Below are 24,337 nucleotides of genomic sequence, written 5' to 3'. Positions count from 1 at the left end.
GTTTCCAGCTCTACCAGCCGATGGCTGCTCCGTCGCAGCGCGGATCAGTGCCGCCGCTGCGGAAGCCGTTGCCATCGATGGCAATCGCATGGGCATGCCCCATGATTCCGTCATAGTCTGCGCCTTGGCGGACCAGATGACCGGCCTCGGCCAGCTCTTCGAGCACTTGCGGAGCTACCCGCTTCTCCACCTTCAGTTCCTGGGTCGGTTCCCCCCAGGTCCTGCCCCAGACGAACCGCGGCGCATTCACCGCCTCCTGCGGATTCATGCCATAATGCAGCATCCGTGTCAGCAGCAGACTCTGTGTCTGCGGTTGCCCTTCCCCGCCTTGCGTGCCGTAGAGAATGGCCGGCTTGCCGTCTTGGCAGGCCATGGCCGGCATCAGCGTGTGGAACGTGCGCTTATGCGGTTCAAGGGTATTGATATGCGAAGGGTCCAGCGAGAAGAAGGAGCCTCTATTCTGCAGCAGAATCCCTGTATCCCCGGCGACCGTTCCCGAGCCGAATTCAAAATACAGGCTTTGGATAAACGAGACGGCGTTCCCCTCGCCGTCAACTACAGCGGCATAAGCCGTATCCCGGCCAACCGGCTCGCCGCCAAGCGCAGCCGCCCGGCGGAGCGAAATGGAATCGGCCAGCTCCACCGCATACTGCTTATCCAATAGCCGCTCCAGCGGAATCGAGCTGAATTCAGGATCAGTAAGCACCTGATCCCGGTCCCTAAAGCTCAGCTTCAGCGCTTCAACCAGCAGATGATAGTACTCGAAGGACCCATGCTCAATCTCTGCGAGATTAAACCGCTCCAATATGTTCAGCGCCATCAGCGCAGTGAAGCCCTGCGAATTCGGGGGCACCTGATATACCTGATGCCCATGGTAATCCGTGGAGATCGGCTCCACCCAATTGCCCTGATGGTCGGCAAAATCATCACGGGTGAGATATCCTCCGGAAGCCAGCATATCCTTGCTTATCTCCTCTGCGATCCCGCCCTTGTAAAAAGCATCACGCCCTCCCGCCGCCAGCGTCCGCAGCGTCCGGGCCAGCTGCTTCTGCACAAACTTCCCGCCGGCCCTCGGAACCTTGCCGCCGGGCAGATACACCGCAGCCGCGCCAGGGGACAGCGCGGCTCCCGCCAGTATGCTGTTGCCGTGCTGATCCGGCGACAGCGGAAACCCATCGGTGGCGTAGCCGATTCCCGGCTCCAGCACCTCCGCCAGGGTCAGGCGGCCATACTGGCGCTGGACCGCCTCCCAGCTGTCCGCCATTCCGGGCACCGTAATGGCGCTGCGCACACCCCGCCGGGGAATGGCATTTTCCCCGGCATAGCAGTCCCTGCGGACGCCGTAGCCGGATCGTCCGCTGCCATTGTAGGCCCGGACGCGCCCTTCACCGGCGCTGTAGGTCAACCAAAAAGCATCGCCGCCAAGGCCCGTCATATGCGGATAGACCACCGCAAGCGTGGCGCTGACCGCTACCGCAGCGTCAAAGGCATTGCCCCCGCGCTGCAGAATACGCGCTCCGGCGGCAGAGGCCAGATAATGGGGACTGACCACCATCGTTTTTGTACCGATTACCGGCCCTATTGTCATGACTCCCAGCTCCATTCCCATGTCAATCAAGTTAGTGCCATTTAACAGCAGATCAAAAACCCCTGTCAATCGGTTACGCACAAACTCAAATTCCCCGGCATTATTTTGTGAACGGTGCACAAAGATTAATCGAAATACACCGTATCCTGTAGTTGCAGTCATACAAATTGATATAGTATGGGCACAAAAAAAGTTAAAGTCTGTTTATCCCGGAGGAGGAATCGCGTGAAATCCATCAGTAACGAATATGTACAGATAGCTGCCGCGATGTTCAGGACGGGAATTCTCGGCTATGGCGGGGGCCCCTCCGTAATTCCACTGATCCGGCATGATGCCGTAAACCGCTATTCCTGGCTGAGTGATGATGAATTCGGGGAGACGCTAGCCATCGCAAATGCCTTGCCCGGGCCCATCGCTACCAAGATGGCAGCATACCTTGGCTACAAGCTTAAAGGGGTAAAAGGTGCACTGCTTTCCGTGCTGGCGCATATTCTGCCTAGCTGTATTGCGATGATTGCCCTGTTATCCGCGGTGAATTATTTAAGCGGCTCCAAGGTAGTGGCAGGCATGATTGCTGCTGTCTCTCCCGTGATTGCAGTGATGCTGGGAATGATGGCTTACGAGTTCGCGCAAAAAGCGTTCAAAGGATTGGGGAAGTGGATCGGGGCTGCTTTCCTGCTGCTGGCACTGGTACTGCTTGAGGGGCTTCACCTGCATCCTGCCATCGTGATCGTACTTTTTCTTAGCTATGGAACGGTTCATTACCGGATACTGGCAAAGAAAAATAAAGGAGGAACCGCCTGATGGAATGGCTCAAACTGATTTACGGCTTTTTCATGGCCAATCTGCTGGGCTACGGCGGCGGCCCCTCCTCCATTCCGCTGATGTACGAAGAGATCGTGCCGCATTACGGCTGGCTGAACGATGAAGAATTCTCCAATATGCTGGCGCTCGGCAACGCCCTGCCCGGACCGATTGCGACCAAAATCGCCGCTTACGTCGGCTATGACGTCTATGGCTGGTTGGGACTGAGCGCTGCTCTCGCTGCTACGGTTCTGCCCTCCGCTGCCGCACTGATCATCCTGCTCGGCGTGATGCAGAAATACAAGCAGTCGCCCGTCGTTAAAGGAATGACCTTGCTTGTACAGCCGGTGATTGCCATAATGATGGCCGTCCTGACTTTCAGAATGGCCAAAGGTCCGGCGGACGTTATCGGCATCTGGCAGACGCTGATCATTGCCGCAATTGCCTTTTGGGCTATGAAGCGGCTGAAGCTGCATCCCGCACTCGTGATTCTTGCCGCTTTTGCTTATGGAGGGCTGGTACTCCGGTATACGGTCTAGCGGTAGCTGCCGCAAGGACCTCCTATTTCAAAATGTACTGCGAAAGCACCGACTGAACCTCATAGATATTGACGGATTTATTGAACGTCTTCTTCAGCGGCAATGAGCTGCCGGATACATAAAGACACAGCTCCGCATCCAGATCAAAGTGCCCCGCCGTCTCCACCGAATAATGGGAGATGTTTTGGTAGGGAATGGAGTGATATTGCGTTTTTTTGCCGGTGATCCCCTGCTTGTCAACGAGAATCAGCCGCTTGTCCGTAAAAATGAACATATCCCTGATCAGCTTGTAGGCCCGCTCAATTTTTTCATGGGGGGTCAAAATCCGCGTGTATTCACGCTGCACTGCCGCCAGATCAACCTGCGTTGCATTGCCCAGCAGTCCATTAAAAAGTGCCATCACTGTTCCTCTTTCCTGTTGCTGATTTGGTGAGCTGCCTCAGCCATATAACATCCTATTGTGCAATTCCAATTATATGCTGTGGTTCATTCCGCTTTTTTTCTATTGCTATTATTGCGGATATTAGGTAAACTACTGTTAAATTTGTATCGAAGGAGGTGTAGAGGAATGGATCGCAATTGGACCAACAGTGTTATTAGCCGGCTGCCTATCGCTATGGCTGGCATCGTTCATGTAAATGCCGACAACGGGAGAAGTCTGTCCATTTACAAGAATTTAATAACACTACACAATTGTGAAATGCCTTTCCTGCCTACACTTCAACGGATCTCATAAACCGGAGAACAAACAGGCCGCGGGGAAATTTCCCTGCGGTCTTTTTTTGTTCCATGATGTCCTCCTGGAGGCATCCCCTTTGAAAGACAGCGGAGACAGGGCATTCTTAAAAGGAGAATACCTATGATCATTTCATGTCAAAACGTACAAAAATACCACGGTGCCCAGCTTGTGCTGAGCGATATCACCTTCGATATCCGCCAAGGCGAGAAAATCGGCCTGATCGGCCGCAACGGCTGCGGCAAAACCACCCTCTTCCGCCTGCTGAGCAGTGAAGAACGTCCCGATCAAGGGCAAATCTCCATCCGCAGAAACAGCATCATCGGACTGCTCTCACAGATCCAGGAAGCGGACGGCGACGAGACGGTATATGCCGTGCTCCAGCGCAGCTTCGCGAAACCCCTGGAGTGGCAGCAGCGCCTGCGGGAGCTGGAGCAGGAAATGTCCGGGCTGAACGCCGGAACGGACGAACAGGACTGGAACAGGCTGCTCAAGGAATACGGCAGTCTGCAGGAGAAGTTCGAAGCAGCCGGAGGTTATGAGATTGAAGCTTCAATCCAGCGTGTAGCGGCAGGCCTTGGAATCGGAACCGGGCAATACGACCGCCGGTTCGCTTCCCTCTCCGGCGGGGAGAAGACAAAGGTCGGCCTCGCCGAGCTGCTGCTGCGCCGTCCTGATATCCTGCTGCTGGATGAGCCGACCAACCATCTGGATATGGAGGCCATAGAATGGCTGGAGCAGTTCCTCCAGACTTATGACGGCACAGTCCTTGCAATCTCTCATGACCGCTATTTCCTGGATGCCGTAGTGAAGAAGGTCATCGAGATTGAAGATGGCGAAGCCATCACGTATCACACGAATTACAGCGGATACCAAGTGGAGAAAGAAGCCCGGCTGCTTCAGCAGTTCGCCGATTACCAGGAACAGCAGAAGAAAATCAAGCAGATGCAGGAAAGCATCAAACGGCTGATTGAATGGGGCAACCGTTCCAATCCGCCGAACCCTTCCTTCCACCGCCGGGCGGCCTCGATGCAGAAGGCGCTGGACCGGATGGTCAAGGTCAAACGTCCAATTTTGGAGCGCAAATCGATGGATTTGCAGCTGCAGCAGGATGACCGGACCGGCAACCAGGTCGTCATCCTCGACCGGATCACCAAAGGTTACGGTAACCGCAGGCTATTCTCAGAGGCCAGTGACATCCTGCGATATGGCGAGACTACCGCACTAATCGGCGGCAACGGTGCGGGCAAGAGTACGCTGCTGCGGATGATACTCGGCCAGGAGTCCCCGGATAGCGGAAGCTGCACCCTTGGATCAAGGGCTGTCGTTGGTTATCTTGCCCAGGAGGCAGTGCCGGAGGGCGGCGGACAATCAGTGCTGCGCTATTTCCGGGAGGAGGCCGGACTTGAGGAAGGCGAAGCCCGCGGGCAGCTTGCCCGGTTCCTGTTCTACGGCAGCGATGTGTTTAAGGACATCACCAATCTCTCCGGAGGCGAATGGACACGGCTGCGTTTCGCGATACTGATGCACCGCCGGCCAAATCTGCTTATTCTGGATGAGCCGACCAACCATCTGGATATTGATTCCCGAGAAGCACTGGAAGAAGCGCTGGAGGAATTTCCCGGCACGGTGCTGGCGGTTTCCCATGACCGTTATTTCATTAACCGCTGCTTCGGCAAGCTTTGGGCGATTGATCAGGGCCGCTTCACCTCCTTCTCCGGAAATTACGAATATTATAAGGAAAAGCAGGCTGAGAAGGCTGCCGCTGCAAGGCTGCAAACCGAAATGAGCGACCAAGGCGGCAAACAAGTGGCGAAGCCGGATACGTTGCCCAAATCCAAAGTCCCTGCTGAACTAGCTGAGACTGCGGAGTTACGATCTGGACCCCCGGCAAAAAGCGGGTCCAAACCTGAACGTTCCACCGATTCCCGCAAGCAGCGCTCCGGTATCTCCTGGGAGCAGGAAATAGCCGCAGCGGAGGCGCAATTAGGCCTTATTGATGCTGAGATGCTGAATCCCGTTATCGCCAGCGATGCGGAAAAACTGGCTGAGCTTCAGCATACTAGAGATGCCGCACAGGAGAAGCTGGATGACCTCTATGCGTCCTGGTTGAGCGAAGCAGAGACACACCAATAACATCCTTAAGCATAGAGAAAGCAAAGGTGATAACATTGACAGACACTCCGGCCGTGGAGGCCTATTGGAATACTTATATCAAAGCCCATCCCGAAGCTGCAGAACTGTATGACAGCGCGTGGTCCTTCGGCGACAATCCCCGGCTTGCCAACGAATTGCTTGAGCTGGTGCTGAAAGGAATTAAGACAGGAACCGCCTCCGATTATGATTTGAACGAAATCCGCAGGCAATCATCAAAACTATAAAGGTAGTCTGCGAGAATTTTCAGATTGTCGATATCAGACAGCCCCAGTAATTCTTATATTTTCAAAAATGGCTGGCCTTCCTTATGTTAAGGAGGCACAGCCATTTTTTGTTCATTGCTTATGTATACACCCTTGTATCGTCCCGAAGTTGAAATAAGTTCTGATCCATTAAAAAAGGCCGCTTCCTCATGACGAAGAGACAGCCTTCATTCTATAGTTACAATTAGTGGAAGATGAATCCTTAGGATTAAGGTTTAGTGCCAGATCCCCATGATCCAGCCAACCACCGAGATCCATAAAGGAATGCTAATCAGAATGCCCCAGACCAGTCCGGTAGCAATATTACCTTCTGCAGGACGTGTTGCATTCTCCTGCGTTAGCGGAAGTCTTAACTCTTCTTGTTCCATGCGATCCCCTCCTAAATTTCTTATCGACACAGTAGAGGAAAAAATGTAGACCGCCTGACCCAAAAAGTTGTGTTTCCAAATATTTTTTAGATACAAAGGCTCAGCGGTCCTTCTATGCAAAGGCTTACATAATTAATATTAACCAATTTTTGTCTCAATTAAAACTTATATTTTATCTATTTCGTACATTATATGCAATTAACTAGTCCAAAATTACCGGCTTCTGCGGATCATTCAAGAATTGAAACATTGTTCGCAGCTGCTCTGCCGTATTCCGCTCCACGGACAGCTCAGGCAGCTCATCTTCAGCGAAAAAATCCACCTCGCTGGTCTCCACGCCTTCCGCTGCCTCCCCGCCGACAATCTTGCACAGGATAAACATTTTGTAGACATGATAAGGCTCCGGGGGATGATTATGGAATTTCTTATCCAGCACGGCCAGCAGACGGACTGCTTCCGCCTGAAAACCCGATTCCTCGGAGATTTCCTTAACGACTACCTCGCTCGGAGACAGTCCAATATCGGCCCAGCCGCCGGGAAGCGCCCAATTGCCGTCCAGCTTCTCGCGGACCAGCAGAATTTTCCCCTCACGGAAAATAACGCCGCGCACATCTACCTTCGGTGTGCTGTACCCGCCTTCACCTGCAAAAGAGAGCCGGATCCGCTCCTTGCTTTCAAACGTATAATTCGCCAGAATGTCCACGCTCAGCTCACGCAGCGCTTCATAACGTTCGATGTCGTACACGTCTTTGGCGTAGGTAAGACCTGTCTGGGCAATTCCCTGAATCTCCTTCGCCCAAGTTAACCATTTCTGTTCCATCGTTTTATCGCCTCCATTAACATATCGAAAAGGATTATTGGCATAGCATTAAATGACGGGAGAACATCCCCTTTTTAGCAACACAGCGGTCGATAATTTCAAATCCTGCTGTCTCTATCATCTCATCCATCGCTTCGATAGCCACGATGACAACCCTGTCTGCAATCCGGCGGGCGTTCACGAGTATGGCATATTGTTCCTCAGGGGTAATGCTGGAATATAGATTGTAAGGCATGTCCACAATGGCTGTGTCATAATGTTCCTCAATGTCTGCAATATCTCCCAGCGCCACTTCAGCCTCGAAGCCGAAATGGGCAATATTCGTCCGTGCTCCTGCCGCAATAAAGGGGTTGATATCGCGGCCAACGATATTGATACCCATCGACAGTGCCTCTACCATTACTGTCCCGATGCCGCAGCAAGGATCAATGACTTTGACGCCTGCCGGAGTTGGGACCGCCATATTGACAGCCGCACGGGCCACTCTTGTGCTGAGCGCAATAGAATAGCTGCGCGGTTTTTTCATCTGCCGGAACCAGGTTGCCTTGTTCTTGTGATAAGCCCCGAAGTACCATCGGCCGCCCAGCGTTACTATACCGTATACTAGCTCCGGATGGTTCACATCCGCTTCTCCCTCAATCCGCAGGCCGATCTCCCGCTCAATAATTCTGCGTTCATCATACTCTATTTTATCCGCAGGGGACAAATCATTGGTTTTCACAAAAATCACCTTGAAGGTTTTGCCGTTCAACTCCACCTGCTCGGTCTGCTTATAAATTTCCTGCAGGCTGTCCCCCCCGTACATCACGTCAATCCGTTCCTTAATAAAAGGGCTGCGGCTGACATCCGCTTCAATCTCACTTGCAAAAATGGCAGGCGGAATCTCCCGGCCAAACAGGCAGCGCAGCTCCATTCCGCATAAAGAAATCTCGTCCTCCGAGCATGCGTAAGTATAGATATACGCGGGATTCCCGCCCTTATTAGGCATGTTTACTTCTTCTTTCAGATCTGTATATGAATTCAATGACACGTTATTCCGCTCCTATCGCTCCCGCTGCTGGCGGGGTTTCTGTTTCATTTATAAATTCTGCTGTATCGGCACCGGTATGGCCGTTGTCATAGCTGATCCTCGCCCCGGCGATTTCTTCACGATTTCCGTTAACCCATTCAACAAGGGCGGTCAGCGGTTCCAGCAAGGACTCGCCCAATGCTGTAAGACCATATTCAACGGTCAGAGGCACGGTAGGCGTCGCTTTGCGCCAGACTATTCCGTCCCGCTCCAGATGGCGGAGCGTTTGGGTGAGCATACGCTGCGAAATCCCGCCCGAGCGCCGCTGCAGCTCCTTGAACCGCAAAGATTCCACACCTAAATTCACGATAATCAGCACACTCCACTTATCTCCAACCCGGTCCAGAATCTGCCGGGCTATGGTGCAGTCCTCAAGCATCGGCAGCTGACCGTCTTGCTGAGTCAATAATCGATCCATTATGGTTACCTCCATGTAACTTGAGCATATAATAGTGCCTTCTTGCTGCACAAGCCAACTAAGTTTATCATGGTTACTGTTAGTAATCAACAACCGGAAGGGAACTGATATCAAGTGAAAACAATCGCTATCGTAGGGGCCGGCCCGGGACTCGGACTCTCCATTGCCAAGAAATTTGGTACAAACGGCTTTCAAGTCGCTTTAATTTCCCGCAATGCGGATAAGTTAAATCATCTGGTGGACGAATTAAAGGGGCTGGGCATCGAAGCGGCCGCCTTCCCTGCTGATCTTTACAATAAAGAACAATTGACTGCCGCTTTCCAGGGGATCAAAGAAAAGTATGGCTTCATCGACGTGCTGGAATTCAGTCCAACCAGCGGCAATTATCCGCCGACTCCGGCGTCACAGGTTACGGAAGAAAATGCACTTGATGCGTTCCAGGCACTGGTAGTAGGCGCTATCCGCAGTGTGGAGCAGGTCTTGCCGGAAATGCTGGCCAAGAAAGACGGGGCTATCCTGTTCACAACCGGCCTCTCCTCCCTCTATCCCATGCCGATGATGGGCAATATCGGTATTGCGCTAAGCGGGCTGCGCAACTATGCCAACAACCTGCACACCGACCTTGCTCCTCAAGGGATATACGTCGCTCACTTAGCGCTGGGTGTATTCATTAAGCCAGGTACAGCTACAGACCCGGGTCTTATCGCTGATGCATGGTATGATTTATACACCAGCAAGTCACAAGCCGAGGATACCTTCCCGCAAGGCGTCACTCCGGCCACAATTATCTGGTAAGCCACTTCACCAATCCATTTTGATCCATAGTGAGTTCTCCAGTATAATGGAAGCATTACACTGCCAAACCATGACGGCGGTGCATTGCCCTGAGCTCTAGGCTCAGGGCTTGTACTGCCTGTTTTGCGCAGCGAACTCCAAGGAGGTACATATCACTATGTCTTATGAAACTTATTTTCAGACTGAGCGTGAAGCTCAGCTTGCCGAATTGAAGGAATGGCTGGCCATTCCCAGCATTTCCGCCCTGTCCGTGCACAAGGAAGACGTCAATTCAGCCGCACATTGGCTGATGGACACACTGAAGCGCGCCGGGCTGGAGAATATCGAAATCCATCCCACTGCGGGCCATCCAGTAATCTATGCCGATTATCTTCACGCGCCGGGCAAGCCGACCCTTCTGGTATACGGCCACTATGATGTCCAGCCGGTGGATCCGCTTCATTTGTGGACAACCCCGCCGTTTGAACCAGAAATCCGTGACGGCAAGCTTTACGCACGCGGAGCAACAGACGATAAGGGCCAGGTCTTCATGCACATCAAAGCGATCGAAGCCATTCTTAAACAGGAAGGCACCTTGCCGGTCAATATCAAGCTGTGCATTGAAGGCGAGGAAGAAATCGGCAGCGTGAATCTGCCGCCATTCCTGGAAGCAAGCAGAGACAAACTGGCTGCGGATGCCGTGCTTGTCTCGGATACAGCCCTGCTGGAACGCGGACGCCCTGCCATCTGCACCGGGCTGCGCGGATTGTGCTCACTTGAAGTCAGCGTAAACACCGCATTGACAGACCTGCATTCCGGCTCCTACGGCGGCGGTGTGCCAAATGCCCTGCATGCGCTCGTTTCCCTGCTGAGCTCGCTGCATGATAGCAACGGCCGTGTTGCCGTCGATGGTTTTTACGATGGCGTCCCTGAGCTTTCCCCTCTACTGCGTGAGGAGTTCAGCAAACAGGGTGTGAACGAAGAGAAGATCAGAGAAGCCCTCGGCCTTGAACAGCTGTACGGCGAAGAAGGCTACAGTTTTGTAGAGCGTGTCGGCGCCCGTCCAACCCTTGAACTTAATGGGGTTTACGGCGGTTTCCAGGGTGAAGGCAGCAAGACGGTCATCCCTAAGGAAGCCCATGCCAAGATCACCTGCCGCCTTGTCGGCGACCAGGATCCGCAGCATATTCTGGATGTTGTTGAAGCTCATCTGAAAGCGAATATCCAAGCCGGAGCGAAACTGCATGTGAAACAAATGGAAAAAGCGCGTGCCTTCAACATCGACCCGTCGAATCCGATTCTGCAGACTGCGGCAGACGCTTTTGGCAAGGTATACGGCACTCGTGCACTCTTCACCAAAGACGGCGGATCCATTCCAATCATGGAGAGCTTCTCGCGTATCCTCAAAGCACCAGTTGTTCTGATGGGCTTTGGACTGGATGACGAAAACCTGCACGCTCCGGATGAACATTTCAATCTGGAAAATTTCGATAAGGGACTGCTTACGATTGTCGAGTTCCTGAAGACAGTTTAAACAAGAAGCCATTCTCCACTGAGAGTTGCTTATCTAAAAAGGGGCTGTCCCAAAAGCCATGTAATGGCTTCTGGGACGCCTCCTTTTTTTGAGTTCCATTGGTAGCTGTAGTGTTGGTAGCACGTCATGTATGCTTTAATTTCCCGTTAAATCTCATATAACGTAGTGCAATTTTTCAGTGAAACATCACCCTTAAAATGACCAATGAACGACTCCTGCGGAGTGTTATCTCAGCAGTTTCCTCGTCTGGACACGGATTGCCTGGTCTCCCTGAATGCTTGAAGGAAGCGATTATTGATTCAAAAAGCAAAGGGTGCTATAATAATTTAAACATTGTTTTAAACTACGTTTTAAATATCATTTAAAAATGCTGAAGGGAGGGAGAATATGCATATGGACAAAAACAATGAGACCAAAGAAATCATTCTTCGAACTGCACTCGAGATGATCAAGCAGGAAGGATTCGAGAAGATCACGATCCGTAAAATTGCGGTACGTTCGAATACGAACGTTTCGCTGGTGAATTATTACTTCGGCTCTAAGGATAAGCTGATTAGCGAAGTGATCCGGATCCTGCTGTCGGGTTTTCAGGAATCTTTTGATGTGCTGGATGATCTGTCTCTGCCGCCGGAACGGCGCTTGAAGATTTTTCTGCTGCATTATGTACGGGGGGTGGAGCAGTATCCGGAGGTGTTGACGCGGATTATTACAATGGACGCCGGCTTATTCGCGTCGCAGCAGGAGTACGGGGAGTTTATGCGGATTATCGGATTCGATAAAGTCAAGAGTCTGCTTATGGAACTGACGAATGAACAGGATCAAGAACTTTTAATGATGATGGTGATGCAAATCTTTGGAGCCGTGTTCATGCCTGCACTGATGAGACCGACTCTTGAAGTCGGAGCTGGCGTCGAAATGAAGCCGGTCGAGCGTCAGATTGACCTGCTGCTGGAGCGTTACTTATACAACCACTAAGTGCCGAGGAGAGATGAATCATGAATATTTTGCGCAAATACTGGCCTGATCTGGGGATGCTGGTCGCGGCGGCGACAGCGATCGGAATCGTAATGAATCATCGTTCCATGTCTGAACTGAGTATGATTTTATGGCTCAGCTTCATCGCGATCCTGGCGCATCAATTTGAAGAATATCGCTGGCCCGGCTATTTTGGCGGTTTGTTCAATATCGTTATATTTAAGAGTGAACAGCCGAAGCATTATCCGCTGAACCCGCAATCGGCAATGATCATTAATCTGGTCATCGCCTATGTCTTTTATCTCCTTCCGGTCTTCTTTCCGAAAGTAATTTGGCTGGCGCTGGCTCCAATGTTTATGGGCTTTTTCCAGTTTATCTGGCATGGCATCTTCGCCAATATCAAAGCCAAAACATGGTATAATCCCGGCCTATTCGCTGTGCTGGTTTTCCACTTTCCTATCGGAGGATGGTATCTGTACTATATCGCGACGCACCATCTGGCAAGCACGACGGACTGGATCATCGGATCCGTGTATTTTGTGATCGCCGTATATGTCCTAATTATTAAAGGCAATATGTGGCTGAAGGATATCCATTCGCCGTTTAATTTCTCCGACAAACAGATGGGGCCTTATCTGACCAAATAACTGCATTAACAAAAAATCAGGACCTTCCCGGCTGGGGTTAAGTATGCTCTAAATTCAAATCGTTCACGCATAAACCAACTGCCGCTCTCCAAGACTTTGTATGTGTTGTTGTTCAATTAAGTCACCCTCTATTTCAAAACGAAAACTGAGTAAGTGAGACTATTAAAAGTATAATACCAATAATCGAAGATACGGCAGCCATTTTATCTTTAGTTTTAAAATAAGAAGCCCCTCCATTAAATATCAATGATCCGCACATCCCCATTATTGTCCATGACATTATCCCTTGATCCCTGTTACCGAAAAATGTTATTGCCAGAATGATTGTTGCTGCACTAAATAAAATACCAATCACCCTTAGTACTTTCAGCAAAACACTCACCTCCATAAAAAGTAGTAACCCTACACTGGTAGGTTAGACCCTTCCTAACTCTAGAAATTAAGTATAATTCACTTGGAACATTATGTATATTGGACTCTATATCACTGGTAAGGATGATTTTCCTGAACGTAAAGAAAATACCCCGCCAGTGCTGGCAGGGTACGGTAGTTCCGTTACTATAAGCTATGAGAACAGGGGAGCTGCTTAAAGGAACATGCAGATGTTTTTAAGACATGCAAAGCTTGAGACTACTAACCGGTACACGCATGAGACCGTTGCAGTCAACCTCACTCTGATTGATCCACTTGAAGCAATGAATCAAATAGCACAGAATTTGCCCCATGAACTGCCCCATGTACAAATTCACCTACCGTATGTCGAAAATTGCGTAAATAAAAAACCCTTGCATGACAAGGATTTCGAAGTTAAGTGTATGGAGCGGGTGATGGGAATCGAACCCACGCTATCAGCTTGGAAGGCTGAAGTTCTACCATTGAACTACACCCGCAATGCAAAGTGAAGACAAAAAGTATTGTATCATTCCTATGAATAAAATGCAACCCTATCGGCTCACGGAATTGCAACGAAGACAGCGATGCCACTACGAAGACGGCGATGCCACTAAGGGTGTGAGGAAAGCCTGTTCAAATTCAGCCGCCTTGACAGGTTTGCTGAAAAGGTAGCCTTGCGCCTCATGACAATGCTGCTGTCGTAAAAATTGCAGCTGCTCCTTGTTCTCGACACCCTCAGCGGTTACCTTAAGCTTCAGGTGATGCGCCATAGATGTAATCGTCGATACAATCGCTGCGTTGTTGCTGTCTTCCATAACCTCTGAAACAAAGGACCGGTCGATCTTAAGCCGGTCGATCGGCATATTCTTCAGGTAGTGGAGCGAGCTATAGCCTGTACCGAAATCATCTATGCTGATGAACACCCCCAGCCGTTTCAGACGGTTAAGCTGATCAAAGGCAGTTTCTTTGTCGAGAGTCATGCTTTCGGTAATTTCCAGATCAACATAACAAGGATCAAGCCCGATCTCCTGCAAAATGGCAGCAATTTTGCCGTCCAGGTTCGGTTGAAGAAACTGCCGCATGGACAAGTTGATCGAGACACATATCGGCCGGTACCCTGCTGTCTGCCACTGTTTGTTCTGGAGGCAGGCCGTTCTAAGGACCCATTCACCGATTGGAACAATTAACCCGCTCTCTTCGGCAATCGGAATGAAATCGATTGGCGAAACAAGTCCGCGCTTGGGATGATCCCAGCGCAGCAGTGCTTCCATCCCGACAATTTCTTCGGTATCCAGCTGCACCTGCGGCTGATAGACGAGATAGAACTCATTGCGTTCAAGCGCTCTGCGCAGATCATTCTCCAGCTTGAAACGTTCCTTGGCCTTCATCTGCATGGCCGGGATGTAGCGGCGGATTTCTACGCCCTGTTCTTTAGCATTATGAACAGCGGTATCTGCGTTCTGAATCAGTTCTTCTGCTGTATCCCCGTCTCCAGGGTAAATGCTCATTCCGAGACTTAGTGAAATGTGGTATTCTCCCGACTCCAGCTTTACCGGTGTTTCGAATAACCGCAAAATCTCTGTTGCCCGGACCAGACAGTTTTCCACACCGGTGCGGTCTGTCATCAGAAAAGCGAACTCATCGCCACCCATGCTGTACATTTCTTCGTTTGACTTCACTTCATTTCCTAAGCGCTCTGCAACCCTCTGCAGCAGCAGGTCCCCTGCGTAATGACCAAGAGAATCATTGATGTTCTTAAAGTGGTTGATATTCATAATCAAAAATGCTGAGAACCCCTGAGTCTTGTCTTTTTCACCGCGTTGAACGATTTCTTCGGTGCGCTGCATCAGACACCTTCTGTTCGGCAGTCCTGTTAATTCATCATGATACGCCAAATAATTAATCCGCGCTTCCGCCTGTTGGTTCTCATGAAAAGGCTCTTCAATTGTCAGCCGGTAGACGCCGGTAAGCAAAAGGTAATAGGCTACTCCGCTGCTAAGCATTCCAAAGAGATAATCCATCTCGCCGATACTGAACAGATTCATAAAAAAGACCTGGCCCATGGCGAAGAAGATCAGCGCACGGATAATAATGAGCAATGACGCCGATTTTTCAATTTTGCCCGGGTACACGATAATAGCTACTCCAAGCAGATAAATAAAAAGCACGGCCATATCCACAACATGCTTTAGTGTGTTAATCCATGAATAACCCCACTGTTCCGCAGCAATAGAGTGGCTGAAGATTACTCCCCCCAAAGAAAGTACAATCAGCAAAACAGCAACACTGAAGACCTTCTTCTTGCCTCTAACAGATACCGGCTGGTCCTCTCTGCTAAAAATAACTAGGATTCCAAGTGCACTTGCCAAACGGGAGAAGGTAAGCAGCCAAAGCGATTGTTCTGAAGTAATGTACGAAGAAATCCCGGGAATACCTGCAAAGCTTAACGTGTGTAAGAAATCAAAAATACATACTCCAAAAAATAAAGCAGAGGTGTAAAGTCTTGCCTTGGATAATTTATCGGAGAAAAACAGCCAGCCCTGAGCAAAAATTGCGAAACCAAAAGCAATATTGCAACAGCCAATCATAAGATAGAGGGCCGAAAGCCAATTCTGATTCTCAATATTACTGAGCGGTGTACGAAAAATCTGAATTAGAAGGAACAGCACAGCTCCTACTATTGCCGCTTGAATGGTCTTTCTCTCTTCTTGTCTCATAAGTCCCTCGCGTCTGAAATGATATCTATTTTAAAATATACGGATATATTAAGTCCTATGTATAAATATCGGCTTGGCTACCCCATAAAGTTACATTCAGCTTTCTGCATTATAAAAAGAAAAAACAGCAAAAAAGCACCTTCCCCTGGCATAGAGGTCAGTGCTTCTGCATGTAGTCAATTATTTATCTCCAAAGTTCACCTCAGGAGTTGTAAGCTTGTCATAAAATTCTACAGCCTTATCTTTGTCTTCCGAAGAACGCAGCGCCATTGCAGAGCGCGGATGTTCATCCAGTGTTCCGGTGATCATGTAAGGAATAATATATCCCCATTCTTCCTTCTCGCGCAGAGGAATCATCAACCGCTCAACGATATCCAGAACAGGCCGCAGCGTATATTTTGTATTTTTCAGATGGGTAACCAGCAGCTCGGTCGGGCAGTTGCCTGCGGCGCGGCCCATGCCGTAACAGGAAGCATCAAGCAGTTCTACACCCTTCTCGGATGCAATAAGAGTATTGGAGAAGGCCAATTGCAGATTGTTGTGGGTATGTACGCCCAAACGTTTATTCGGCAAATGCGTTCTGAACTTTTCCACCAGATAATGAATATCATTATGATCCAGGCTGCCGTAAGAATCTACAATATATACAACGTCAACCACGCTCTCGCGGATTTGTTCAAATGCTTCCAGCAGTTCATTCTCCATCACATTCGACAAAGCCATAATATTGATCGTTGTCTCATACCCAAGATCATGGAAGGTCTGCACCAGCTGCAAAGCCTTGTCCACATCCTTGCTATAGCAGGCTACACGGATGAGATCCAGCATGCTCTCACTGCGCGGCAGAATATCATTAACATCCACGCGGCCGATATCTACAAGCGCGGAAAGTTTGGTGTTCCCCTTTTGCGGGATGACCTTGCGCAGGAAATCATCGTTCAGAAAACGCCACGGGCCTGCTCCCTCTGCTCCCTTAAGCAGCTTCGGCGAATTTTTATATCCGATTTCCATATACTCAACACCGGCCTCGTTCAATCCGGCGTACAGATTCTGCACAAATTCAACACTAAAATCCCAGTTGTTCACCAGTCCTCCGTCACGAATGGTGCAATCTACAATTTTACTCTGATTACTCTTCACTATTTGTTCTCCCTTCCACATATCCTTCATTATTTCCGCCAGCATAGACTTACTATGCAATCATTATCGTACAATCATACTTTAGTGAAGAAGAAGTTGTAAAGAAAATTCCAGGTTTCTTTCGTATCATTTTCACAACAACATAACAATGACATAAATCACAGTAAATCTCTATACGAAATGCTACAGTACAAGAAAATGAATGAGATTGATTATCAGTCTCTCTTGGAGGGATAGAAAATGACTTCTACATCCTGCTCCTTACTGCGATTACAACCGGGCTCTACAGGCTCCATCCATAAAATAGAAGGAATGAACCCCATATTACGGCGCCGTCTGGCTGATCTAGGGGTGTCCGAAGGCGTAAATATCCGGCTCAAGGGAAAAGGACCTTTCTGGGGGCCTGTTACTCTGGAGTGCAACGGCCAGCTGTTTGCCATTCGGCGGAAGGAAGCCTCCCGCATTGAGGTGAATGTATCATGAGTTCAATAGCACTTTTGGGAAATCCCAATACAGGAAAAACCTCCCTTTTTAATACACTTACTTCTTCCTATGAATATGTAGGGAACTGGGCCGGTGTAACCGTGGAGAAAAAAGTCGGCAGCCTGAAAAACGGTGCAGGAAAGCTGATCGACCTGCCCGGAATCTATTCGCTGCATCCGCTCTCCCGGGATGAGGGTGTAGCTGCCCAATACCTGATCGATGAATCGCCGGAAGCCCTGATCAATATTGTGGATGCCTCCCAGCTGGAACGGAACCTGCTGCTTACCCTGCAATTGCTGGAATACGGCAAACCTACCGTGCTCGGTCTGAATATGATCGACGTTGCCAAAGCACGGGGCATTGTTGTAGATCATGAAATATTGCAAGAGCGTCTCGGCATTACCGTGCTGCCCCTGATCGCCAGAACCGGCAAAGGAAGCGGACAAGTGCTCAGCGTTCTGGAGAAAAGAACGACAATTCCCCCGGTCAACTTCAAACTTGATTATGGTGAATTGGCTGAAGCGGCCATTTCTTCGATTGAGCTGGAATTACAGCATACCCCGGGTTTACCAAACCGCCGCTGGGTCGCGCTCCAACTGATGGAACAAAATCCTGTCGTCCTTGAACTGCTCAAGAAACGTGTAAATACAGACCGCCTGTTGACGATTTGCGACAACTGTCAAAGCGAACTACAGAACAAGAAGCTGGCGTTGACCCTTCCGCAATGGATTCGTTCAATCCGTATGGATTATATTCGTGCCGTATGTCTGGCGGCGATGGATACAACAGCACAGAAACCGCATAATCTGACGGAAAGACTCGACTCCATTTTGACACACCGTTTCTTGGGATTACCTCTGTTTATCGCCTTTATGTACGCGATGTTCAAAACAACCTTTGACTGGGCAGGCGGACCTTTATCGGATATTGTAGACGGATGGATTTCCGGTCCGATCAGTGAAGGCGCGACTTCCCTGCTTCAAACCATTGGAGCTTCCGGCTTCACGCATGCGCTTATTGTAGACGGTATTATCGGCGGTGTTGGTGGTGTGGTAGTTTTCGTTCCACAGATCTTCATCCTGTTCCTGATGATCTCCTTCCTTGAGGACTCCGGTTACATGGCGCGTGTCTGCCTGTTGATGGACAGCACGATGGAGCGGATGGGTCTTAACGGCAAAGCCTTCATCCCGTTCATTATCGGCTTCGGCTGCAATGTGCCGGCCATTATGGCTGCGCGCAGTATTGAACAGCCCAAAGACCGTATGCTGACCACACTGCTGATGCCGCTCATGTCCTGCTCAGCAAGACTGCCGGTATACCTGCTGTTTGCAGCGGTCTTCTTTCCGGCCCAGCAGGCCACTGCCGTACTGGCAATGTATGTCATGGGTGTCGTGTTTGCCCTAATCCTATGTAAGCTGTTCTCCAAATATCTGTTTAAGAATGAATCGTCCATCTTTATTATCGAACTTCCTCCTTACCGGATGCCGCAGCTCAAAGCGCTTTGCCGCAGTACCTGGGAGAAGGGCAAGGGCTTTCTGCGCAAGGCGGGAACTATTATCCTCGCCGGCTCGGTAATTATTTGGCTGATGTCTTACGCAGGTCCCGGCGGATTCAACGTTGAAATGGATCATAGCTTCCTGGCAAAATTCGGGGGGATGATTGCACCACTGCTATCCCCGCTTGGCTTTGGGACCTGGCAGGCAGGCTCAACGCTTGTACCCGGATTCCTGGCCAAAGAGGTCGTAGTATCTACCATGAATATTATTTATCATGCTCCGGATGCTGCTGGACTGGAAGGACAAATTTCCCAAGTCTTTACTCCGCTAAGCTCAATCAGCTTCATGGCCTTTATCCTGTTGTATATTCCTTGTCTGGCTACTGTAGGAGTTATTAAGAAGGAAACAGCATCTTGGAAGTGGACCTTCTTCTCCATGGGCTACTCTCTCGTACTGGCATATATCGTATCTCTGGTTATTTTCCAGGGCGGACGTTTATTGGGATGGTCCTAGAATCTCCAACAAACAGATTTCTTGATGAAAGCGGGGCTTGGCAATGATAATAAATATTTTAATTATAGCGGCTGTGTTTGGTTACTCCGGCTGGATGATTTACCGGCATGTTCAAAAGGGCAAACAGGGGGCTTGTGCTGGCTGTGACAAGGGAAAAACCTGCGCGGCAGCATCCCTGGACTCCCCGTTTTCCTGCGGTGGAGGAGCAGCAAATAACAAGCTTTAACCGTAAGCACGGACGGACAGGAAGAAATAAACGGGTTTGAATTCCCCGCCATACGGGTATGTTTGTTATAAGCAACTGCAACGAAGACCAATACCCAAGGAGGAATAACCATGAACACCAAAAAAACGTTATTTACCACGGTAGCATTGGGAGCAGCCTATTTACTGAAAAATAAAGATACCCGCGACAAGATCATGAACGGCATACAGTCCTTTACTTCCCAAGTAAAAGCCAAAAAATCCAGCGGAACCGTATAGGCCGCTCTGCCGGATGAATGATCAGCATTGGAAAAGCCGTAAAGCTCCGGATGATGGAGCTTTACGGCTTTTTGTTTGGTGAGATCTTTCTCTAGGATGGGGGCTGCTGACTTATTCCCAGCAGATATTCCAGCAACGTCCGGACCATTACACCCGTGGCACCTTTCGGATTAACCCCCCGCTCCCTGGAGAGGAATGCCGTTCCGGCAATGTCCAAGTGAATCCAGGGCAGGCCTTCAGCGAACTCGCCGATAAATAATCCGGCTGTTGTAGCCCCCCCGAATCTCCCGGCAGCATTGCGGACATCCGCGACCTCGCTTTTCAGCATCTCACGGAACTCGGGATACACCGGCAGCTGCCATATCTTCTCCCCGGACAACCTGGAAGCCTCCAGGAGCTCCTGCATAAAGATCTGGTCATTGGTAACGGCTGCTGTGGCAACATCCCCCAGTATGGACAGTACAGCCCCTGTGAGGGTAGCTACGTCTATGAACCGCTCCGCTCCCCACTCCCGGGCATAGGTAAGTCCGTCTCCCAGTACTATCCGGCCTTCGGCATCAGTATTTAGCACTTCAATGGTTCTTCCACTGAGAGAGGTCACAATATCCCCTGGCTTAAAAGCACTGGCTGAAGGCATATTTTCGGCAGAAGGAATAACTATTACGGCATTGAGCTTCGGGCGCAACCTGCCCAGCGCCTCTGTGACCCCAAGCACGGCTGCCGCACCGCCCATATCGCTGATCATCTCTTCCATGCCTGGTGCTCTCTTCAGTGAGATGCCGCCGGTATCGAAAGTGATGCCCTTGCCGACAATTCCCACGACGTCCTTCCACTCGTTTGTTCCCTGATAGCGAATGACGATCATACGGGGCGGATGAATGCTGCCTTTGCCGACAGCAAGCAAGCCTCCCATGCCCTTCTGTTCAATCTCCCGTTCATCCAGCACTTCAGCAGGAAATCCATAACGTTCAGCCACATCAATCGCCGCGGCCGCAAGCGCAGACGGCGTCAGCTGGTTGCCGGGAAGGTTGGTTAGGTCCCGGGCCAGATTCGTTGCTTCGCCAAAGGCCAGCCCCCGCTCTATCCCCTGACTCCAGCTATTCCCCTCAGCTTCTTCTACCTTCAGCTCACTATGGAATGTAATGGAGGTCAATCCTGCGACCGGAGGCTGCTCCTGCTTATAATGTTTGCGCCGGTACGCCCCCAGTACAAAGCCCTCTGTAAGCGCCTGAGCAGTCATTTCCGGCTCTTTCACCTTTAAGCCGGCAGGTAACTGCATCACGAGTGTTGCCGCCTTCAGCCGTAATGCAGCCCGGGATACTTGGGCCGCCAGCACCCTGATCTCCTCTGCATCCAAATCTCCGCTGCCACTCCCGGCCAGCAGAATGACAGGAATTTCAAATGTCTCCCCGGCAGGCAGTGTATAGGTCTGATTCAGCTTGCCCGTAAAAAGCCCGGCTTTGACCAGCGGATCCATTCGCTCCTTCCACTCTGTTGCAAGACTGCCCGCCTCAATTTCTGTTTGTGAAACTATATAGCAAAGAACATCGCCCTTTATGGCAGCTATTGAGCCGCCGCAGCTCCATTCAATATTCAATAGAACCCCTCCAATCATCTTCCATTTTAATAATCCGGCTAATAACGCAGATAAGGCTGATTCCTGCACTAAGCTGTGCAATGCAGGAATCAGCCTCTTTCGCTTATTAAGTATAACTCAGTATTGTCCAAAAATCCGCCTAGAACCCCCTTTTACTGAATAAGCGGCAAAGAAATGACAAACCGGGTGCCTTCGTTGACTCTGCTGCTTACAGAGATGCAGCCGCCATGATCCTTGATGATCCTGTCACTTACGGACAGCCCAAGCCCCGTCCCGTTTTCCTTCGTCGTAAAGAAAGGGTTGAACAACCTGTCCAGTGTTAAGATATCCATCCCTTTGCCATTGTCGGAAATAAAGATACGGACCTCCGCCCCTTCCCGGCGTGCCCCTACCTCAATCTTTCCAATTTGGTCATCATCTCGCTCTGTAATCGCTTCCAATGCATTTCTAATCATATTCAGTACCACCTGCTTCATTTGCTTGACATCGCCGGAGATAATCATATCGCCATGTAGCGGGTGGAGATTAATCTGGCAGCCTTTCATCAAGGCTTCGCTCTCTGTAAGCAGGACAACCTCTTTAAGCAATGCCGATACAGGAATCATGCTGACCTGCGGGACCGAAGGCTTGGAAGAAGTCAGGAATTCATGAATTATGTCATTGGCGCGGTCAATTTCAGCCAGTATAATTCTGCCGTATTCTTCTTTGCCCAGTTGATGTAGATGAGGATGCAGCAATTGAATAAATCCGCGGATCGCTGTGAGCGGATTACGAATCTCATGGGCGATGGAAGCGGACAGCTTGCCCAGCATAGCCAGGCTGTCATTCTGGTAAGCAGTTTGCTCAATCAGCTTGTAATCGGAGATTTCTTTGACCGTAAACAAATAACTGCCCTTCATTTGCTCTCCGCAGCATAATGAAGCCCGCCAGTAACGGCCGTATTCATCTACGAATTCATAGCTCTGCTTCCCCTTTTGCACCATCTCCCGATAACTCCGCAGTACCTGCTTCTTCTTAAAGCGGCCGAGCTGGATGTGGGATAACAGATGGGCCATCGTGCAGCCCAATAGAGAATGGCGGTTCAGTTCAAGCATGCCATACATTTGTTTATTAACAAAAGTTAGAACTCCCTCTTCATCAAAAAGTAATATCCCACTGTCAACATGCTCCAGAACATCCTCATATGTAGTGTCCATTGATCCGGATTGAAACGTTCTTGCCGGTAAAAGCAAGCTTTCTTGATATTGGCTTATCACGATACGAAGTTCCCCCTTTTACTGCATTTGACGAAGACGCTTAAGCGACATCAAATTACTATGTATTTGAGTATATGACGAAGCCGCCAGAACATTCGGAAATCGTATTATATTATCCAACCGTTTCAACTATATTCCAATCATATCCAAGAGAAGAAGACAACGCAATCGGAGAAACTGTCGAATCCTAAAAATATTTCTAAAATGATTCTTAAGACACATTAAATATCGATCCAAAACAAAATTCCGCTCTTTTCCGTACCAAAGGTTGTCCATTATTAAGGAATACTACAAAAAAAAGCCTTCGCTGCCGCGAAGGCTTCCGTAATGAAATATTCCAGGGCTATCCCATCGTATTCTTGGTGACCTTATGCTTTCTGCTGCAAGCGATGGCGCCGCTGGCTCATTACGGCCAGGCGCTTCTTAAGCTCACGTTCCCATTTGGTATCTTCGATCTGCTTGGCAACAGCCAGCAGGTCAAGCGCCATATCGATCTGATTCCGCACAATGGCGAGAGGATCTTCACTCTCCACATTAATGACGTTTTCGAAGATCGCTTCCTCGTCTTCCATCACATAGTCCTGAAAATCAACATCAGTTACCCCGTCGCCATGAGCATACTCTGCCAGAATCTCATACTCATTTTCGACTTTGTAATGTACCTCTACCCGGTGGCATACCGGACAAAAAAGCAGGGGAACATTATGGACTTGCGTGCGATAATGTTTTAGGGTTCCCTTAGTTCCAACCATACTCGCTCCACAGCAAAAGCTCATACTTGTTCACCCTCCTTGGTAAGTTCCATTGATTTGGTATTATTGTATTACAAGATGCGTGGAGAGATTCCTCTCCTTCAGGCTATATATTAACCTCTGCGCCCGTTTTAAAACGAAATACCGTTAAATAAGGGCTCTTTGTTGCAAAAAACCCCCTTTCCGGGAATTGCTCCCGCAAGGAGGTTCTCATTAGTATATCAAAGAACGCTTAAAGACATAGGCTTACAGGTTCTTGTCGCCTGGTTTCCAGTTCATAGCGCACAGTCCGCCGGATTGCAAGGCTTGCAGAACACGAAGTGTTTCTTCTACGCTGCGGCCTACATCATTGTGGTTAACCACTTGATATTTCAATTCGCCTTCAGGATCGATGATGAACAGTCCACGAAGCGCCACGCCTTCTTCTTCGATCAGGACGCCGTAGTCACTGGCAACCTTCTTCGTGATGTCCGAAGCAAGCGGGAAGTTGACTTGTCCAAGACCATTCATATCTTTTGGTGTGGTAAGCCATGCTTTGTGGCTGTGGATCGAGTCGATGCTCACACCCAGAATTTCTGTATCGAGTGCTGCAAAATCAGCAGCAGCATCGCTCAATGCTGTAATTTCTGTCGGGCACACAAAAGTGAAGTCAAGCGGATAAAAGAAGAATACAAGCCATTTGCCGCGATAGTCGGACAAGCTTACCTTACCAAAATCTTTACCGTCGCCCGTTACTGTTTCCATAGTGAAATCAGGGGCTGGTTTACCTACCAAACGTTCTGCCATTGCTTAAATCCTCCTTTGATTATGTAAGA

Annotated in this window: 26 protein-coding genes, 1 tRNA gene and 1 pseudogene; 13 read left to right on the top strand and 15 right to left on the bottom strand. The window is 49.8% G+C overall.

Annotated features, from left to right (window positions below; genetic code table 11):
* Positions 1-10 precede the first annotated feature (10 nt).
* The gene (ggt, locus tag NSS79_RS07305) at positions 11-1,588 is read right to left on the bottom strand and encodes a gamma-glutamyltransferase (protein WP_342440313.1); all 1,578 of its coding nucleotides are present in this window, start codon (positions 1,586-1,588) and stop codon (positions 11-13) included.
* 225 nt (positions 1,589-1,813) lie between these two features.
* On the opposite strand from ggt, the gene NSS79_RS07300 reads away from it, so the two are divergent.
* The gene (locus NSS79_RS07300) at positions 1,814-2,392 is read left to right on the top strand and encodes a chromate transporter (protein WP_342438831.1); all 579 of its coding nucleotides are present in this window, start codon (positions 1,814-1,816) and stop codon (positions 2,390-2,392) included.
* Complete coding sequence (locus NSS79_RS07295; protein ID WP_342438830.1) at positions 2,392-2,931, top strand: chromate transporter; 540 nt, start codon at positions 2,392-2,394, stop codon at positions 2,929-2,931. Before NSS79_RS07300 ends, NSS79_RS07295 begins: the two co-directional genes overlap by 1 nt.
* A 22-nt stretch (positions 2,932-2,953) precedes the next feature.
* Here NSS79_RS07295 and NSS79_RS07290 read toward each other — a convergent pair whose 3' ends face one another.
* Positions 2,954-3,331: a PH domain-containing protein gene (locus NSS79_RS07290; protein ID WP_342438829.1), complete on the bottom strand. Its 378-nt coding sequence runs from the start codon at positions 3,329-3,331 to the stop codon at positions 2,954-2,956.
* Between the two features lie 168 nt (positions 3,332-3,499).
* Between NSS79_RS07290 and NSS79_RS07285 the strand changes: the two genes are divergently transcribed.
* From NSS79_RS07285 to NSS79_RS07275, 3 genes are all read left to right on the top strand, one after another.
* The gene (locus NSS79_RS07285; RefSeq protein WP_179091806.1) at positions 3,500-3,667 is read left to right on the top strand and encodes a hypothetical protein; all 168 of its coding nucleotides are present in this window, start codon (positions 3,500-3,502) and stop codon (positions 3,665-3,667) included.
* Between the two features lie 123 nt (positions 3,668-3,790).
* The gene (gene abc-f, locus NSS79_RS07280; RefSeq protein WP_342438828.1) at positions 3,791-5,803 is read left to right on the top strand and encodes an ABC-F type ribosomal protection protein; all 2,013 of its coding nucleotides are present in this window, start codon (positions 3,791-3,793) and stop codon (positions 5,801-5,803) included.
* A 26-nt stretch (positions 5,804-5,829) separates the two neighbouring features.
* Positions 5,830-6,048, top strand: a complete 219-nt coding sequence (locus NSS79_RS07275) for a hypothetical protein (RefSeq protein ID WP_342438827.1) — start codon at positions 5,830-5,832, stop codon at positions 6,046-6,048.
* A gap of 254 nt (positions 6,049-6,302) precedes the next feature.
* On the opposite strand, the gene NSS79_RS07270 is transcribed toward NSS79_RS07275, so the two are convergent.
* From NSS79_RS07270 to NSS79_RS07255, 4 genes are all read right to left on the bottom strand, one after another.
* Entirely contained in the window at positions 6,303-6,455 is a 153-nt protein-coding gene (locus tag NSS79_RS07270) for a hypothetical protein (protein ID WP_179091807.1), read from the bottom strand.
* Positions 6,456-6,657: 202 nt separating this feature from the next.
* Positions 6,658-7,275 (bottom strand): NUDIX hydrolase, encoded by a 618-nt coding sequence (locus NSS79_RS07265; RefSeq protein ID WP_342438826.1) that lies wholly within the window; start codon positions 7,273-7,275, stop codon positions 6,658-6,660.
* Between the two features lie 34 nt (positions 7,276-7,309).
* Complete coding sequence (locus NSS79_RS07260) at positions 7,310-8,263, bottom strand: methyltransferase domain-containing protein (protein ID WP_076112686.1); 954 nt, start codon at positions 8,261-8,263, stop codon at positions 7,310-7,312.
* Between the two features lie 43 nt (positions 8,264-8,306).
* Positions 8,307-8,762, bottom strand: coding sequence for a helix-turn-helix domain-containing protein (locus NSS79_RS07255; protein WP_342438825.1), 456 nt, complete (start codon positions 8,760-8,762; stop codon positions 8,307-8,309).
* A gap of 114 nt (positions 8,763-8,876) precedes the next feature.
* Here NSS79_RS07255 and NSS79_RS07250 point away from each other — a divergent pair, with 114 nt between their 5' ends.
* A complete protein-coding gene (locus NSS79_RS07250) occupies positions 8,877-9,557 on the top strand; it encodes an SDR family NAD(P)-dependent oxidoreductase (RefSeq protein ID WP_342438824.1) in 681 nt (226 codons plus the stop codon).
* A gap of 157 nt (positions 9,558-9,714) precedes the next feature.
* On the top strand, positions 9,715-11,070 hold the full coding sequence (locus tag NSS79_RS07245; protein WP_342438823.1) for a dipeptidase: 1,356 nt from the start codon (positions 9,715-9,717) through the stop codon (positions 11,068-11,070).
* A 29-nt stretch (positions 11,071-11,099) separates the two neighbouring features.
* Here NSS79_RS07245 and NSS79_RS07240 read toward each other — a convergent pair.
* Positions 11,100-11,330: pseudogene (locus NSS79_RS07240) on the bottom strand (hypothetical protein); the annotation flags it as partial.
* Between the two features lie 127 nt (positions 11,331-11,457).
* Here NSS79_RS07240 and NSS79_RS07235 point away from each other — a divergent pair.
* Together NSS79_RS07235 and NSS79_RS07230 are read left to right on the top strand one after the other, a co-directional pair.
* The gene (locus NSS79_RS07235; RefSeq protein WP_342438822.1) at positions 11,458-12,045 is read left to right on the top strand and encodes a TetR/AcrR family transcriptional regulator; all 588 of its coding nucleotides are present in this window, start codon (positions 11,458-11,460) and stop codon (positions 12,043-12,045) included.
* Between the two features lie 20 nt (positions 12,046-12,065).
* A complete protein-coding gene (locus NSS79_RS07230) occupies positions 12,066-12,692 on the top strand; it encodes an HXXEE domain-containing protein (protein ID WP_342438821.1) in 627 nt (208 codons plus the stop codon).
* 133 nt (positions 12,693-12,825) lie between these two features.
* On the opposite strand, the gene NSS79_RS07225 is transcribed toward NSS79_RS07230, so the two are convergent.
* From NSS79_RS07225 to NSS79_RS07210, 4 genes are all read right to left on the bottom strand, one after another.
* Positions 12,826-13,065, bottom strand: coding sequence for a hypothetical protein (locus NSS79_RS07225; RefSeq protein ID WP_342438820.1), 240 nt, complete (start codon positions 13,063-13,065; stop codon positions 12,826-12,828).
* A 443-nt stretch (positions 13,066-13,508) separates the two neighbouring features.
* Positions 13,509-13,582: transfer RNA gene (locus NSS79_RS07220), tRNA-Gly, on the bottom strand.
* A 93-nt stretch (positions 13,583-13,675) separates the two neighbouring features.
* Positions 13,676-15,802 carry an EAL domain-containing protein gene (locus tag NSS79_RS07215; RefSeq protein WP_342438819.1) on the bottom strand — a complete coding sequence of 709 codons (2,127 nt, stop codon included), beginning with the start codon at positions 15,800-15,802 and terminating at the stop codon, positions 13,676-13,678.
* Between the two features lie 180 nt (positions 15,803-15,982).
* A complete protein-coding gene (locus NSS79_RS07210) occupies positions 15,983-16,942 on the bottom strand; it encodes an aldolase catalytic domain-containing protein (protein ID WP_179091808.1) in 960 nt (319 codons plus the stop codon).
* Between the two features lie 240 nt (positions 16,943-17,182).
* Between NSS79_RS07210 and NSS79_RS07205 the strand changes: the two genes are divergently transcribed.
* The 4 genes from NSS79_RS07205 (at position 17,183) to NSS79_RS07190 (ending at position 19,917) form a co-directional block, all read left to right on the top strand.
* A complete protein-coding gene (locus tag NSS79_RS07205; RefSeq protein ID WP_342438818.1) occupies positions 17,183-17,425 on the top strand; it encodes a FeoA family protein in 243 nt (80 codons plus the stop codon).
* Positions 17,422-19,434 carry a ferrous iron transport protein B gene (gene feoB / locus NSS79_RS07200; protein WP_342438817.1) on the top strand — a complete coding sequence of 671 codons (2,013 nt, stop codon included), beginning with the start codon at positions 17,422-17,424 and terminating at the stop codon, positions 19,432-19,434. Before NSS79_RS07205 ends, feoB begins: the two co-directional genes overlap by 4 nt.
* Positions 19,435-19,477: 43 nt before the next feature.
* A complete protein-coding gene (locus NSS79_RS07195) occupies positions 19,478-19,660 on the top strand; it encodes a FeoB-associated Cys-rich membrane protein (RefSeq protein WP_342438816.1) in 183 nt (60 codons plus the stop codon).
* Between the two features lie 110 nt (positions 19,661-19,770).
* A complete protein-coding gene (locus NSS79_RS07190; protein WP_342438815.1) occupies positions 19,771-19,917 on the top strand; it encodes a hypothetical protein in 147 nt (48 codons plus the stop codon).
* A gap of 91 nt (positions 19,918-20,008) precedes the next feature.
* Here the strand turns inward: NSS79_RS07190 and NSS79_RS07185 are convergent, their stop codons facing one another.
* The 4 genes from NSS79_RS07185 to NSS79_RS07170 form a co-directional block, all read right to left on the bottom strand.
* The gene (locus tag NSS79_RS07185; RefSeq protein ID WP_342438814.1) at positions 20,009-21,514 is read right to left on the bottom strand and encodes a leucyl aminopeptidase; all 1,506 of its coding nucleotides are present in this window, start codon (positions 21,512-21,514) and stop codon (positions 20,009-20,011) included.
* A gap of 152 nt (positions 21,515-21,666) precedes the next feature.
* The gene (locus NSS79_RS07180; RefSeq protein ID WP_342438813.1) at positions 21,667-22,770 is read right to left on the bottom strand and encodes an ATP-binding protein; all 1,104 of its coding nucleotides are present in this window, start codon (positions 22,768-22,770) and stop codon (positions 21,667-21,669) included.
* Positions 22,771-23,138: 368 nt separating this feature from the next.
* Positions 23,139-23,546, bottom strand: coding sequence for a hypothetical protein (locus NSS79_RS07175; RefSeq protein ID WP_038587294.1), 408 nt, complete (start codon positions 23,544-23,546; stop codon positions 23,139-23,141).
* 222 nt (positions 23,547-23,768) lie between these two features.
* On the bottom strand, positions 23,769-24,308 hold the full coding sequence (locus tag NSS79_RS07170) for a peroxiredoxin (protein ID WP_038587292.1): 540 nt from the start codon (positions 24,306-24,308) through the stop codon (positions 23,769-23,771).
* Positions 24,309-24,337 lie beyond the last annotated feature (29 nt).

This window comes from Paenibacillus sp. FSL L8-0436 (assembly GCF_038593025.1).
Lineage (GTDB): Bacteria > Bacillota > Bacilli > Paenibacillales > Paenibacillaceae > Paenibacillus_AQ.
The sequence above is the reverse complement of the archived record's forward strand: the minus strand, read 5'-3'. Positions and strand labels throughout refer to the sequence as shown.

Excerpts from the sequence above, each read along its gene's own strand:
- ggt (WP_342440313.1), bottom strand. The coding sequence starts at position 1,588 with ATGACAATAGGGCCGGTAATCGGTACAAAAACGATGGTGGTCAGTCCC.
- NSS79_RS07295 (WP_342438830.1), top strand. The coding sequence starts at position 2,392 with ATGGAATGGCTCAAACTGATTTACGGCTTTTTCATGGCCAATCTGCTG.
- NSS79_RS07290 (WP_342438829.1), bottom strand. The coding sequence starts at position 3,331 with ATGGCACTTTTTAATGGACTGCTGGGCAATGCAACGCAGGTTGATCTG.
- NSS79_RS07285 (WP_179091806.1), top strand. The coding sequence starts at position 3,500 with ATGGATCGCAATTGGACCAACAGTGTTATTAGCCGGCTGCCTATCGCT.
- abc-f (WP_342438828.1), top strand. The coding sequence starts at position 3,791 with ATGATCATTTCATGTCAAAACGTACAAAAATACCACGGTGCCCAGCTT.
- NSS79_RS07270 (WP_179091807.1), bottom strand. The coding sequence starts at position 6,455 with ATGGAACAAGAAGAGTTAAGACTTCCGCTAACGCAGGAGAATGCAACA.
- NSS79_RS07265 (WP_342438826.1), bottom strand. The coding sequence starts at position 7,275 with ATGGAACAGAAATGGTTAACTTGGGCGAAGGAGATTCAGGGAATTGCC.
- NSS79_RS07260 (WP_076112686.1), bottom strand. The coding sequence starts at position 8,263 with ATGCCTAATAAGGGCGGGAATCCCGCGTATATCTATACTTACGCATGC.
- NSS79_RS07255 (WP_342438825.1), bottom strand. The coding sequence starts at position 8,762 with ATGGATCGATTATTGACTCAGCAAGACGGTCAGCTGCCGATGCTTGAG.
- NSS79_RS07245 (WP_342438823.1), top strand. The coding sequence starts at position 9,715 with ATGTCTTATGAAACTTATTTTCAGACTGAGCGTGAAGCTCAGCTTGCC.
- NSS79_RS07235 (WP_342438822.1), top strand. The coding sequence starts at position 11,458 with ATGCATATGGACAAAAACAATGAGACCAAAGAAATCATTCTTCGAACT.
- NSS79_RS07230 (WP_342438821.1), top strand. The coding sequence starts at position 12,066 with ATGAATATTTTGCGCAAATACTGGCCTGATCTGGGGATGCTGGTCGCG.
- NSS79_RS07215 (WP_342438819.1), bottom strand. The coding sequence starts at position 15,802 with ATGAGACAAGAAGAGAGAAAGACCATTCAAGCGGCAATAGTAGGAGCT.
- NSS79_RS07205 (WP_342438818.1), top strand. The coding sequence starts at position 17,183 with ATGACTTCTACATCCTGCTCCTTACTGCGATTACAACCGGGCTCTACA.
- feoB (WP_342438817.1), top strand. The coding sequence starts at position 17,422 with ATGAGTTCAATAGCACTTTTGGGAAATCCCAATACAGGAAAAACCTCC.
- NSS79_RS07195 (WP_342438816.1), top strand. The coding sequence starts at position 19,478 with ATGATAATAAATATTTTAATTATAGCGGCTGTGTTTGGTTACTCCGGC.
- NSS79_RS07190 (WP_342438815.1), top strand. The coding sequence starts at position 19,771 with ATGAACACCAAAAAAACGTTATTTACCACGGTAGCATTGGGAGCAGCC.
- NSS79_RS07175 (WP_038587294.1), bottom strand. The coding sequence starts at position 23,546 with ATGAGCTTTTGCTGTGGAGCGAGTATGGTTGGAACTAAGGGAACCCTA.
- NSS79_RS07170 (WP_038587292.1), bottom strand. The coding sequence starts at position 24,308 with ATGGCAGAACGTTTGGTAGGTAAACCAGCCCCTGATTTCACTATGGAA.